11 protein-coding genes are annotated in these 12704 nt (G+C 67.3%); 5 read left to right on the top strand and 6 right to left on the bottom strand.

Annotated elements, in window-relative coordinates:
• The first annotated feature begins 201 nt into the window (after positions 1-201).
• The 5 genes from Sa4125_RS02270 (at position 202) to Sa4125_RS02250 (ending at position 6677) form a co-directional block, all read left to right on the top strand.
• Positions 202-876 carry a hypothetical protein gene (locus Sa4125_RS02270; RefSeq protein ID WP_224003259.1) on the top strand — a complete coding sequence of 225 codons (675 nt, stop codon included), beginning with the start codon at positions 202-204 and terminating at the stop codon, positions 874-876.
• Between the two features lie 146 nt (positions 877-1022).
• Complete coding sequence (locus Sa4125_RS02265) at positions 1023-2576, top strand: DUF2235 domain-containing protein (protein ID WP_224003258.1); 1554 nt, start codon at positions 1023-1025, stop codon at positions 2574-2576.
• A gap of 190 nt (positions 2577-2766) precedes the next feature.
• Positions 2767-3711 (top strand): Ku protein, encoded by a 945-nt coding sequence (locus tag Sa4125_RS02260; protein WP_224003256.1) that lies wholly within the window; start codon positions 2767-2769, stop codon positions 3709-3711.
• A gap of 5 nt (positions 3712-3716) precedes the next feature.
• Positions 3717-6440, top strand: a complete 2724-nt coding sequence (gene ligD, locus Sa4125_RS02255) for a DNA ligase D (RefSeq protein WP_224003254.1) — start codon at positions 3717-3719, stop codon at positions 6438-6440.
• A 12-nt stretch (positions 6441-6452) separates the two neighbouring features.
• The gene (locus Sa4125_RS02250) at positions 6453-6677 is read left to right on the top strand and encodes an SDR family oxidoreductase (protein WP_345944310.1); all 225 of its coding nucleotides are present in this window, start codon (positions 6453-6455) and stop codon (positions 6675-6677) included.
• A 262-nt stretch (positions 6678-6939) separates the two neighbouring features.
• Here the strand turns inward: Sa4125_RS02250 and Sa4125_RS02245 are convergent, their stop codons facing one another.
• From Sa4125_RS02245 to Sa4125_RS02220, 6 genes are all read right to left on the bottom strand, one after another.
• Positions 6940-7845: a rhodanese-related sulfurtransferase gene (locus tag Sa4125_RS02245; protein ID WP_224003252.1), complete on the bottom strand. Its 906-nt coding sequence runs from the start codon at positions 7843-7845 to the stop codon at positions 6940-6942.
• Between the two features lie 244 nt (positions 7846-8089).
• Positions 8090-9148 carry a succinylglutamate desuccinylase/aspartoacylase family protein gene (locus Sa4125_RS02240; protein ID WP_224003250.1) on the bottom strand — a complete coding sequence of 353 codons (1059 nt, stop codon included), beginning with the start codon at positions 9146-9148 and terminating at the stop codon, positions 8090-8092.
• Between the two features lie 62 nt (positions 9149-9210).
• On the bottom strand, positions 9211-9963 hold the full coding sequence (kduD, locus tag Sa4125_RS02235) for a 2-dehydro-3-deoxy-D-gluconate 5-dehydrogenase KduD (protein WP_224003248.1): 753 nt from the start codon (positions 9961-9963) through the stop codon (positions 9211-9213).
• Complete coding sequence (gene kduI, locus Sa4125_RS02230) at positions 9960-10784, bottom strand: 5-dehydro-4-deoxy-D-glucuronate isomerase (RefSeq protein WP_224003246.1); 825 nt, start codon at positions 10782-10784, stop codon at positions 9960-9962. Before kduI ends, kduD begins: the two co-directional genes overlap by 4 nt.
• Before the next feature lie 75 nt (positions 10785-10859).
• The gene (locus tag Sa4125_RS02225; protein WP_224003244.1) at positions 10860-11192 is read right to left on the bottom strand and encodes a cupin domain-containing protein; all 333 of its coding nucleotides are present in this window, start codon (positions 11190-11192) and stop codon (positions 10860-10862) included.
• 26 nt (positions 11193-11218) lie between these two features.
• Complete coding sequence (locus Sa4125_RS02220) at positions 11219-12700, bottom strand: mannitol dehydrogenase family protein (protein WP_224003234.1); 1482 nt, start codon at positions 12698-12700, stop codon at positions 11219-11221.
• Between the last annotated feature and the right edge of the window lie 4 nt (positions 12701-12704).

Raw genomic sequence — 12704 nt, 5'->3', positions numbered from 1 at the left:
CGGTGCGGCATGACGTTCCAGGCGCAAGGCGCGTGAACAAGGGGCCGTTGTAAAGCCGACGGGGTGGTGTCGGGAACACTGGCTTTGCCAGGCGGTTTCGGGCAAGGGACGTCCCGGAGCGGAGGCGAAGGCTTGCCGGCCGGCATGTCGAGCCTCGCTGCCGACGGGCATTCACTTTCTCTGCCGATCGAAGGCCCTGCGATGATCCCCTTCGTCCATCTCGACAGCGCAATTATTCCCGGCGACGGCGGCGCATTGAAGCTGATGCGGCGCGGGAGCGAATTCTCGATCATGCTCGGCGGCAACGAATTGATGAACAGCCGTCTCAGCGGCTCGGAAGAGGCACTGGCGACTCTCTCCTGCACCAGGCTCGGCGACCGAAACGCGCCGCATTTCCTGATCGGCGGCCTCGGCATGGGCTTCACGCTGCGGGCAGCGCTCGGGGTGCTCGGGCCCGCCGCGCGCGTGACCGTCGCCGAGCTCGTCCCGGGCGTCGTCGCCTGGGCCCGCGGGCCGATGGCGGAGGTCTTCGCGGGAAGCCTCGACGATCCCCGGGTGGACGTCGAGATCGCCGATGTCGGCCTCCTCATCGGGCGGGGCCGGGCGAGCTATGACGCCATCCTCCTCGACGTCGACAACGGCCCGGACGGGCTGACGCGGCACGGAAATGACGGGCTCTACGACGCGGCCGGCCTTGGTGCGGCGCGCCGGGCGCTGCGACCCGGCGGCGTCCTCGCCGTCTGGTCGTCGGGGCCCGACCGTGCCTTCACCGCCCGCCTGCGCCAGGCGGGCTTTGCCGCAGAGGAGGTCACGGTGCGGGCCAACGGCAAACGCGGCGGCGCGCGTCACGTCATCTGGCTGGCCGTGCGCCCCTAGGCCGGTCGCTCCTCGGCCCGTCCGCCCAAGGCGCCACCGCCGCGAATGCTCCAGCGACGCCTCCCCGCCGGCACCTGACCGCCTCCGCGCAGGCTTGCCGTCCTAGCGGTCCCGGAGCATGATTTGGTGCTATCTTGGAGGGTGTCATGGCCCAACTCGTCGTCTGCTGCGACGGCACCTGGAATACGCCGGGCGACAAGGAGGACGGCCTCCCCGCCCCGACCAATGTCGTGAAGCTCTACAACAGCCTCGCCCCTGTCGATGCGGCCGGAGCGGAGCAGAAGCGCTACTACCATCCCGGGGTCGGCACCGATGGCGACTGGTGGAACCGGCTCCTTGGCGGTGGAATCGGCCGGGGTCTCAACCGCAACATTGCCAGCGCCTATCGCTGGCTGGCCGGCGCCTATCGCCCGGGCGATGCCATCTGGCTTTTCGGCTTCAGCCGCGGCGCCTACACCGCCCGCAGCGTCGGCGGCATGATCTCGCGTTGCGGCCTTCTCGACACGGGAGACCCGGAGGCGCTGGATCCGGAGGTCTGGAAACAGGTTGATGCGCTGTTTCAGGCCTACCGCGCGAAAACCACGCTGCCGGCCACGGCCGAGCGAAGGTTCCACAATGTCGCGGGCGAGGAAAGCCCGTTCCACTCGACGCCGATCCATTTCATCGGGGCCTTCGACACGGTCGGCGCCCTCGGCATTCCCGCCGACCTCGCTCTGTTGCATCTCATCGACGATCCGACGCAGCATCAGTTCCACGACACCGAACTCAGCCCGATCGTGCGGCACGCCCGTCATGCCGTCGGCATCGACGAGAGACGGCAGAGTTTCACCCCGACGCTCTGGACGAACAGGCTGGTCGAGCCGGGCGCGCCCGACATGCGGCAGCTCTGGTTTCCCGGGGTGCATGGCGATGTCGGCGGCGGCTACGGCCAGGCTGGCCTCTCCGACATCGCGCTCGACTGGATGATGGGCGAGGCAGAGGCGCAGGGACTGGCGATCAAGCCGGGCGCGCGGTCGCAGCTGCGGCCCTCGCCGCAAGCGCTGATGCATGACTCGCTGACCGGGATCTTCGCGCAGTTGAAGACGCGGCCACGCGCCGTTCCGAGGATTTCCGGCGGGGATGGCGAAACGCAGTTCCTGCACGCGTCCGTCGTCGCCCGGCACGATACCCCGCCGATCGCCCAGGGCGACTATTGGCCCGTGAAGACCGTCGCCGCCGGCGCGCCGGTCTCGATCGCCGTCTTTGCCCGGCAGCACTGGAATGCCTGCAATGTCTTTCTGGAGGCGGGCACCGAATACGTCTTCTCGGCCGAGGGACAATGGCTGGACGGCGCGATCGCCTGCGGGCCAGCGGGAACGAAGGATGGGCGATTCCAGGTCGGTGAGGTCGCCCATCTCGCGGGATCGCTCATCGATGCCTCCGAAAACCTGTTCAAGCGGCTCAGCGGCAACCGGCAGGCCGATTTCTGGATGAGCCGGCGCAAGCCAGAGTTTCCCTGGTTCGCGCTCGTCGGCCTCGTCGCCAACGGGGTGAGATCGACGGACGATCCGAGGGCGCCCGAGCACGAGGTCTTCCTCATCGGCGACGCCGCCCGCTTCACGCCGCAGGCCGGCGGATATCTCTACGCCTTCGCCAACGACGCCTGGCATGCCTATGGCGACAATGCCGGCAGCGTTCGCCTGACGGTCCGCCGTGCCTGAGATGGCCTTGGCGAAGACCATCTTTCGCGGCGTCCGAACGGCGGTCTCGGGTGGCAATCCGTCAAGGGCCGCCGACGCCTGCATCGACGGCCATTCAGTGGTGAAACGGGCGGGCAGAGTCGGAACACGCGGGCGCGAGCGGCGTTGAGTCGGCACTTTGAAGCTGGCTGTGTTTGTGGAGTTCGCGTCGATGGCATCTCGTCCCGTCTGGAAAGGCCAGATCCGCCTGTCCCTCGTGTCTATCCCGGTCGAGATCTTCTCGGCGACCAAGTCGGGTGCGCAGATTTCCTTCCGGCAGATCCATCGCGGCAGCGGCAAGCGCATCCACTACGACAAGGTGGTCGAGGGCATCGGTCCGGTGGACGCCGACGAAATCATCAAGGGCTACGAGATCGGCAAGGACGAGTACGTTCTCCTGACCGACGAGGAGATCGAGGGCGTCAAGCTCGAGACGCGCAAGACACTGGAACTCGTCCAGTTCGTCGATTCCACGGACATTCCGCCGCTGTATTACGACAAGCCCTATTACGTCGTGCCGCAGGACGATCTGGCCGAGGACGCGTTTCGCGTGATCCGCGACGCGCTGCGGCAGTCGAAGAAGACCGGGCTCGGCCAGCTGTCGATGCGCGGCAAGGAGCACCTCGTCGCCTTGCGCCCCTGCGGCAACGGACTTCTTCTCGAGACGCTGCATTATGCCGACGAGATCAAGAAGTCCGACACGATCTTCGAGGACATCTCGAACGACGAGGCCGAGGAGGATCTGCTGGCGGTGGCGAGCGAATTGATCAAGCGCAAGACGGCGCCGTTCAAGGCCGAGAACTTCAAGAACCACTATACCGAGGCCCTGAAGCGGCTGATCGCGGAGAAGCGCCAGGCGGGCAATGACAGCCTCGTCATCCAGGACGAGGACGACGCTCCGCCGCGCACGAAAAGCAATGTCATCGACCTCATGGCGAGCCTGAAGAAGAGTCTTGAAAGCTCCGGCAAGTCTGAAGCCGCCGGCGAGGAGGACGCTCCGGCCAAGTCAGTTGCAAAGAAGCCGGCCGCGAAGAAGGCCGCAAAGCCCGCGGCCAAGGATAGCAAGCCGGCCGCAAAAAGCGCGGCCAAGCCGGCCGCCAAGCGCAGCGCCGCGTAGGCACCATGGCCTCATCCGCCGACGCTTTGCTCGAAAAATATCGCGCCAAGCGCGACTTTGCGACGACCGCGGAGCCGTCGGGAGCGGAGACGGCGCGCAAGGGCGAAGGTCTTGCCTTTGTCGTCCAGAAGCACGATGCGACGCGGCTCCACTACGATTTTCGCGTCGAGTGGGAAGGCGTCCTGAAAAGCTGGGCGGTCACCAGGGGGCCGAGCCTCAATCCGGCGGACAAGCGGCTTGCCGTGCGCACCGAGGACCATCCCCTCGACTATGGCGACTTCGAAGGGACCATCCCCGCCGGCGAATACGGCGGCGGCACCGTCATGCTGTGGGACACCGGCACCTGGGAGCCCGAGGGAGACGCCGAGGCCGGGTTTCGCGACGGCAATCTCAAGATGCATCTCCACGGCACCAAGATGAACGGTCGATGGGTGCTGGTGCGGATGAAGCCGCGGGCCAAGGAAAAGACCGAGAACTGGCTTCTCATCAAGGAAAAGGACGACGCCGTCGACACCGAGGCGGACCTTCTGAAGAAGGACCGGAGTGCCAAGACGGACCGCTCGATGGACGAGATCGCGGACGGAAACGTGGAGTGGGCCCGCAAGACGGTGTCACCCACGGCGAAGGGCGCCAAAGACGCGAAGACCAAGAAGTCCCCCAAGGCTCTCGAAGCGAAGGCTTCGGCCCCAAAGGCGGAGAGGCCGTCGCCGACGGAAGCGGGAGAAAAGCCGGCCAAGGCCGGCGCATCGACCAAGCGTGCGGGATCGCCGCCCGATTTTCAGGCGCTGCAGCTCGCCACCCTCGTCGACAGCGTGCCGGCAGGGGCCGGCTGGCTGCACGAGATGAAGCATGACGGCTACCGTGTTCTCATCGCCCTCGGGGGTGGCGAAGCTGTCCTCTATACGCGCAGCGCGCTCGACTGGACCGAGCGCTTCGGCTCCGTCCTACCTTCCGTGACGGCGCTCGACTGCGACAGCGCCCTGATCGACGGGGAGATCGTGGCCTTCGATGCGGACGGCGGTACGGACTTCTCGACACTCCAGCAAAAGCTGAAAGCCGGAGAGGACCTCTCCTGCTTCTGTTTCGATCTGCTGATGCTCGACGGCGAGGATCTTCGGGACGCCCCCCTGATCCAGCGCAAGAAACTCCTGAAGGCGCTGCTCGACGGGCATGAGGACGCGGTGCTCCTCTATTCCGAGCACATCGAGGGAAATGGTCCGGCGATGTTCAAAGAAGTCTGTGCAGCCGGACACGAGGGCATCGTCTCCAAGCGCGCCGACGCGCCCTATAGCGGCGGTCGGCAGAAGAGCTGGCTGAAGGTGAAGTGCACGCGCAGGCAGGAATTCGTCATCGGCGGCTTCTCCCCGTCGGACAAGGCAGGACGGGCGTTTTCCTCGATTCTCGTCGGCGTGCACGAGGACGGCGAGTTCAAGTACCGCGGCCGTGTCGGCTCCGGCTTCGGCGATGAGGCGCTCGCCGACCTCAAGGCACGCTTCGACACGCTCGCGTCCAGATCTTCGCCGTTTGCGGATCTGCCGCGGCCGATCGCCCGGACATCGAAATTCGTCACGCCCGAGCTCGTCGCCGAAGTCGACTTCGCCGAACTGACGGCGGACGGCCAGATCCGTCATGGCGTCTTCAAGGGTCTGCGAGAGGACAAGCCGGCCGAGGAGATCGTCGACGAAAAGCCGGTTGCTGCCCCGGCAGCCAAGGCGGGGAAAGGCAAGGCGAGCACTGCGAACAAGCCGGCGCCAGCCGGACGAGCAGCGCCGGCCCCGGCCGAGGACACCACTGCCGAGGCGCCGCCCCGCAGGCGGGTCTCGCGGGCCGACCGCAAGGATGCCACCGTTGCCGGCGTGAAGATCTCGCATCCGGAACGGGTGGTGTACGAAGACGGCGGCGTGACGAAACTCGCTCTTGCCGAATACTACGAGGCCGTTGCCGAACGCATGCTGGTTCATGCCGGGAGCCGCCCGCTGTCGCTCGTGCGGTGTCCGGACGGGCCGAAGAAGCAGTGCTTTTTCCAGAAGCACGATTCCGGCGGGTTTTCCGCCGCGATCCGCAAGGTTGCGATTGCCGAGAAAGACGGCGGCACGGCCGACTATCTCTACGTCGACGACGCCGCGGGGCTCGTGGCCGCCGTCCAGATGAACGCGCTGGAGTTTCACATCTGGGGCGCCCACAGCGACGACGTGGAAAAGCCCGACCGGGTCGTGTTCGACCTCGACCCCGACGAGAGCCTCACCTTTGCCGACGTGAAGCGCGCCGCGCTCGACATGCGCGACATGCTGGCGGAACTGGGCCTCAGGACCTTTCCGATGATCACCGGTGGCAAGGGCGTCCACGTCGTCGCGCCCCTCGATCGGCGGCAGGACTGGCCGGCGGTGAAAACGTTTGCCCGCGACGTCGCGGAGCGGTTGGCGCGCGAGGAACCGAAACGCTTCGTGGCGACGATGTCGAAGGCCAAGCGCAGCGGCAAGATCTTCATCGACTGGCTGCGCAACGAGCGGGGCGCAACCGCGATCGCCCCCTACTCCACCCGTGCGCGCGACGGCGCGCCCGTTGCCGTCCCCGTCAGCTGGGACGAGCTGGACGGTCTCGAGGCGGCGAACCTCTTTCGCCTCGATGAGGTCGTTGCCCGGCTCGAGAAGCCGGACCCTTGGGCGGATTATGGCGCGGTGCGCCAGTCGCTGACCAAGACGCTGCTGAAGAAGCTCGCCGGTACATAGCATTTCGGGCCATTGAGCATGCGCGTGAATGCCGTGACCCCCGGGCCGAGCTGGACGCCGCGGGTCCCATCGACCATGCCCCAAGGAAGACGTCGAAAGCTCCGGCTCGAAAACCCGTTCGGCCGCGCCGGCCAACCCGCCGAACTCGCCCCGGCCAATGTGATGCTGGCGTCGCAGGAATCCAGCTACATCACCGGTGCGGTGATCCCAGTCACGGGTGGGAGGCCGATGCTGTAGAGTGCGGATTGCGGCAGAGTCGTTGAGAGGCAGTGCGCGTTGCTTCGCGGTGCAGCCCTCTCCCGTCTGCTCGCTGTCGTTCGCATCCACCCTCTCCCTTCGGAGCGAGGAATGGCGCTTTCCCGCCATCAGCGGTGACGGACGATGGCGCCACTCTTCTCGCCCACCGCGGAGAAGGTGGCCCGAAGGGCCGGATGAGGGCGCCGAGGCCTCCGAACGGCCAACCACCGCTCCACATCGCTGGCCTGCGTGGAGCCGTGAGCTACCCCACCGCATCCGTCTTGCGCTTGCGCCCGCTGGCGACGAGTTGCGCCTGACGCGTGCGAAATGCGGCTGCCCGCTCCGGTGCCAGCGTCTCGATGCAATGCCGGCAGGAGACGCCCGCCTCGTAGCTCGGCACCGTCAGATCCTCCGGCTTCAACGGCGCGCCGCAGCCAAAGCAGCGGTCCCAAGCGGTCTCGGCCAAGCCGTGGCCGACGGCAACGCGGCCGTCGAAGACGTAGCAATCGCCGTCCCAGCGGCTCGTCTCGGCCGGCACGTCTTCCAGATATTGCAAGATGCCGCCCTTCAGATGGAAGACTTCGGCAAAGCCGTGCTCCAGCATGTAAGCCGAGGCCTTTTCGCAGCGGATGCCACCTGTGCAGTACATGGCGATCTTCTTGTGCCGGGCGGGATCGAGGTTTGCCGCGACGAAATCCTTGAACTCGGTAAAGGTCTCGATGTCCGGGTCGACGGCGCCGCGGAAGGTGCCGACCATGGTCTCGTAGCGATTGCGGGTGTCGAGGACGAGCACCTCCGGGTCCGCGATCAGCGCGTTCCAGTCCTTTGGCGCGACATAGGTACCGGCACGCTTCGTCGGATCGGCCTCCGGAGCACGCATGGTGATGATCTCGCGCTTCAGCCGGATTTTCAGCCGCGCGAAGGGTCGCTCGATCGACGTGGAGAATTTCAGCTCGCCCTGGCGCACGCCGAACAGGCGGTCGAGCGTGTCGATCACCGCGTCCATCGCCGCGCCCGGAGCGGCCACGGTGCCGTTGACGCCTTCCGGGGCGATCAGCAGCGTGCCGCAGGCGCCCGCCTCGACGCAGGCGCGCTGCACCTCACTCTGCAGGGCGGCGAGGTCTTCGAGCGCGACGAAGCGGTAGAGGGCAGCGACGGTCCAGATCATGGCCGCGTCATAGCGAAACGGCGGCGGTTTTCAAAGCGAGAGGATAGCGGCGGCAGGTGGCTATGGGGGCCTGTGTGCCAATCGTCGGTCGCCGGCGCGAGGCACCCCCCTCTGGCCTGCCGGCCATCTCCCCCTCAAGGGGGGAGATCAGGCACGTCGGAGGGGGAGATGCCTGGCAAGGCAGAGGGGGGTGGGCCACGCTCGGCGGTCGAAAGACTACTCTCCCATTCAGCGTGCCTCGCTCTCAAGACTCCAGCGTGCCCGCCTTTGCGGTCGCCGAGGGGCGCGATCCCAGAAGTTTCAGCAGATCGTCGCCGGTGCGCGCCAGACGCTGGCGCTTGCGCGTCAGGACGAGACCGGCCTGCGGCGCGCGCACTTCCCGCTCGCCCCCCGCCTCGCCGGGCGCCGTCAGGATCGTGACGAGGAGAGCGCCCTCCTCCACGCGGTCGCCGGGGACGACATGATAGAGCACGGCGCCTCCCGTCAGGGCACGGACCATTTCGATGTTCTCGAGCGGCGTCACCACGCCGTTCCAGGCCGGCAGCGGCGGGACCGTGGCGTCCTCGATCACGCCGCGCGCGACGAGAAAGCGGTAGAGACCTGCGGCATCGCTCCGGGCGAATTCCGGCGTGACATCGCTCTGGCCGCGGAACTCCACCGTCGTCACCGCCCGGCGGCGCCAGCTCGGATCCGCGTCCGGCACGTTGCGGGAAGGCGACCAGGCGGCCTCTTCAAAAGCACCGTCGGAGGTTTCGTCCCAAAGCAGCACCGCCATGGAATCGAGGCTGGCGGCAAGATCGGCCATATGCGGCCAGTAGGCGCGGGCGATGTAGAGATAGGACGGACCCTCGTCGTCGCAGTGGAGGTCGAGGACGATGTCGTGGCCGAGCGCGAGGGCGAGCAGCCGCGCCTTCAGCCGCACCGGCGCGGAGAGCGGTGCGTCGTCGCCGGGCAGGCCGGACCCGTCCGGCGAATCGAGCAGGGGGAAGTCGCGGTTGAAATTGCCGCGCGACTGGAAGTCGTAGCGGCCCATGTGCTCCTGGAAGAGGTGCTGACCGCTGGCCAGCGGATTGGCCTGCGGCACGACGGTGATCTTGCCGCGCAACCGCCCCTCCGCCTCGGCCCGTTCCAGCATCGGTACCAGGAAATGCAGCGCGACGACGCCCGGCAGCTCGTTACCGTGCAGCGCCGCCTGGAGATAGGCGCCCGGCGCGTCGGCGTCGGTGCCGGCAAAGCGCAGCACCGGAAACTCAAACTGCGTGCCGGGCGTGTCGCCCTTGATGGTCTCGATGGTCTTTTGCACGGGGATCGCCTCGCCTTCGTTGTTCGCCGCATCCCTCGATCAATGCGGCTGTAAAGGCAAGGTCAGCGGGCGAGCCAGCCGCCGTCGACGGGGATCACCGCGCCGTGGACATAGCGCGCCGCGGCCGAGGCGAGGAAGACCGCGGTGCCGCCGATGTCCGACGCCTCGCCCCAGCGGCCGGCGGGGATGCGCTTCAGGATGTCGGTATTGCGCGAAGCGTCGGCGCGCAGGGCCTCGGTGTTGTTGGTCTCGATGTAGCCGGGCGCGATGGCGTTGACGTTGATGCCGCGCGGCGCCCACTCGCAGGCGAGAAGCTTCGTCAGCCCGGCGATGCCGCTCTTCGACGCGGTGTAGGAGGCGACGCGGATGCCGCCCTGGAAGGAGAGCATGGAGGCGATGTTGATGATCGAGCCGCCCCGGCCCTCGGCCAGCGCCGCCCGGGCAAAGGCCTGGGCGAGGAAGAAGGGCGTGCGCAGGTTGACGCCGAGGACGTCGTCCCAGTCCGCGTCGGTGACATCGACCGCGTCGGCTCTTCGGATGATGCCGGCATTGTTGACGAGGATGTCGATCGGACGCTCCGCGGCAGCCCGCTCGAAGGCGGCGACGGCGGCATCCTTGTCGGAAAAGTCGACACAGCACTCGGCGCCCGTGCCGCCGGCCGAAGCGATCAGCGCCAGCGTCTCGTCCATGGCCGAGCGGCCGGCGGCGACGATGTCCGCCCCCGCCTGCGCCAGCGACAGAGCGATGCCCTGGCCGATGCCGGTATTGGCGCCGGTGACGAAGGCGCGCTGGCCCTTGAGGTCGAACAGGCTCACTTCAACGCGTCCATGGCGACCATCTCGACGTCGCGATAGTCGACATTGTCGCCAGCCATCGCCCAGATGAAGGTGTAGGCCGCGGTGCCGGCACCCGAATGGATCGACCAGGGCGGCGAGAGCACCGCGTCCTCGTTCTTCACCACCAGATGGCGCGTCTCGCCGGGCTCGCCCATCATGTGGAAGACGCGCGCGTCCTCCGGCAGGTCGAAATAGAGATAAGCCTCCATGCGGCGGTCGTGGACATGCGCCGGCATGGTGTTCCAGATCGAGCCCTTGTGCAGCGTCGTCATGCCGACGACGATCTGGCAGCTTTCCATCACGTCGGGATGGACGAACTGGAAGATCGAGCGCTGGTTCGAGGTTTCCGGCGTGCCGAGGTCGACGCGCTTGGCCTGGTCGATGGTGACGAGCCGGGTCGGGATGTCGCGGTGCGCGGGGGCGCTGAGGATGTAGAAGCGCGCGCCCTTGCCCGAAAAGACCAGCGGGCTGTCGCCGCGGCCGACATAGAGCATGTCGCGCGGCCCCATGTCGTAGCTCACACCCTTGGCCTTGACCGTGCCGGCCGCACCGATGTTGACGATGACCGCCTCGCGCCGGTCGAGGAAGCCGGGCGTGCCCGTCTCCTTGATGGCGGAAAGTTCCAGCGGGAAGACGCCGGGCACGGCGCCGCCGACGATCATGCGGTCGTAATGGGTGTAGGTCAGGTTGATCTCGCCCTCGGCGAAGGCGTTGCCGATCAGGAATTCACGCCGCAGCGCCTCGGTGTCGAAGCTGCGGGCGTGGACGGGATCGATCGCGTAGCGATTTTCGACCTTCATGGGATATTCCTTCTCTCAGGCGTCTCGCGCGACCGGCCGTCGGTCGGCTGCATCTCGGGGCGACCGGCGCCGCCGTCAGGCGGGCAGAAAGTCCTCGCGGGCGGGGGTAAAAGTGTCGATCAGGGTGCCCTGCTCGAGCATGCGGCAGCTGTGCGGCACGTTGGACGGGATCACCAGGGCATCGCCGGCTGCGACGACGTGCATCTCGCCGCCAATGTCGAACTCGAACTTTCCCGACTTCACGTACACCGACTGCACATGCACGTGGTGGTGCAGCGGGCCGACGCCGTTCGGGCCGAACTCGACCTCGCAGACCATCATGGCCGGGGAATAGGTCAGGATCCGGCGGCGGGCGTCGTTGCCGACGTCCTTCCATTCGCTCGGGGTGCGGACGACGTCGTCGGTCATGGCGCTTTCCTCTGGGGTCATCTCGGTCACTGAAACTCGCCGGCGGCATAGGCGGCGACGGTGGCCCGCGCGCCCTGGTCCAGCAGCATGGAAAGGCCGCGCTTCACGGCATCGGCAAAACGCTTGTCGTCCCTGAGGTCGCGCCCGAAGACCTCCTCTGCGCCGAGATAGGCCTCGACCAGGGCACCTGCGTCGCGGCCGGCAGCGTCGCCGAGCGCCTTCAGACGGGGGCCGAGCGGATCGCGCACGTCGATGGCGGCGCCCTTTTCGTCGGTGCCGGTGACGTAGCGCATCCAAGCGGCGACGCCGAGGGCCAGACGGTCGATCGACTCCCCCGCGGCAAGACGGTCGCGCACCGTGCCGAGCAGGCGCTGCGGCAGTTTCTGCGAGCCGTCCATGGCGATCTGCCAGGTCCTGTGCTTCAGCGCCGGATTGTGGAAACGGGCGATCAGCGCGTCGCGATAGGCGGGAAGATCGGCCTCGGGCAGATCGAGAGTCGGGATCACCTCGTCGGTCATCAGATCGCGGCAAAGCTTTTCGATGTCGGCATTGGCCATGGCCGCCGACACGGTCTCATAGCCGGCGAGAAAACCGAGGTAAGCCAGCGTCGAATGCGAACCGTTCAGCATCCGGAGCTTCATCTTCTCGAAGGGCTCGACGTCGGCGACCATTTCGGCGCCGACACTGGCGAAATCCGGCCGGCCGGTCGGAAAGCGATCCTCGATCACCCATTGGGTGAAGGGCTCGGTCACCACTGGCCAGGCATCCACGACGCCGAGTGCATCGGAAATCTCGGCAATGTCGTCGTCGCTCGTCGCCGGCACGATGCGGTCGACCATGGTGCCGGCAAAGGCGACGTCGGTCTCGACGTAGCGGCCAAGGGCGGGATCGAGAAGCGCCGCATACTGCGCGACGATGCGGTGCACGGTCGGGCCGTTCGACGGGAGATTGTCGCAGGGCATGACCGTGAAGGGCACGATGCCGGCCTCACGCCGGAGCCGCAGTGCCTCGGCGATCAGCCCCGGCGCCGAGACGGGGGCGCGCGGGCTGGCGAGATCGGCGACGATGTCGGGATGGGCGGCATTGAGGTCGCCGGTCGCCGGGTCGTGGCAATAGCCCTTTTCCGTCACCGTCAGCGAGACGATGCGCACGGCCGGATCGATCATGCGGGCGAGGATCGCCGCCGGGTTTTCCGGCACGACGTCGATCGAGCGGAGCGAACCGACGACGCGCAGCTGCGTCCCCTCGCCCGAGCGTACGGCAACGGTGAAGAGATTGTCCTGCGGCGCCAGTGCGTCGCGCATGTCGGACCGGCGCAGCGACGCCCCGGCGATGGCCCATTGCGGGTCGTGGCCCAGGATGTCGTCGAGATAGACCGCCTGGTGCGCCCGGTGGAAGGCGCCGACGCCCAGATGTACGATGCCGACCGTCACCGCGCGCGGATCGTAGGCGGGGCGCGCGATCTCGGGTCCCAGTTGGTCGAGCGTGGCGAGGCTGAGTCTTGGCATGAAC

Origin of the sequence: Aureimonas sp. SA4125, assembly GCF_019973775.1 — a bacterium.
GTDB lineage: Bacteria > Pseudomonadota > Alphaproteobacteria > Rhizobiales > Rhizobiaceae > Plantimonas.
The sequence above is the reverse complement of the archived record's forward strand: the minus strand, read 5'-3'. Positions and strand labels throughout refer to the sequence as shown.

Excerpts from the sequence above, each read along its gene's own strand:
- Sa4125_RS02245 (WP_224003252.1), bottom strand. The coding sequence starts at position 7,845 with ATGATCTGGACCGTCGCTGCCCTCTACCGCTTCGTCGCGCTCGAAGAC.
- Sa4125_RS02265 (WP_224003258.1), top strand. The coding sequence starts at position 1,023 with ATGGCCCAACTCGTCGTCTGCTGCGACGGCACCTGGAATACGCCGGGC.
- Sa4125_RS02270 (WP_224003259.1), top strand. The coding sequence starts at position 202 with ATGATCCCCTTCGTCCATCTCGACAGCGCAATTATTCCCGGCGACGGC.
- kduI (WP_224003246.1), bottom strand. The coding sequence starts at position 10,784 with ATGAAGGTCGAAAATCGCTACGCGATCGATCCCGTCCACGCCCGCAGC.
- ligD (WP_224003254.1), top strand. The coding sequence starts at position 3,717 with ATGGCCTCATCCGCCGACGCTTTGCTCGAAAAATATCGCGCCAAGCGC.
- Sa4125_RS02260 (WP_224003256.1), top strand. The coding sequence starts at position 2,767 with ATGGCATCTCGTCCCGTCTGGAAAGGCCAGATCCGCCTGTCCCTCGTG.
- Sa4125_RS02225 (WP_224003244.1), bottom strand. The coding sequence starts at position 11,192 with ATGACCGACGACGTCGTCCGCACCCCGAGCGAATGGAAGGACGTCGGC.
- Sa4125_RS02220 (WP_224003234.1), bottom strand. The coding sequence starts at position 12,700 with ATGCCAAGACTCAGCCTCGCCACGCTCGACCAACTGGGACCCGAGATC.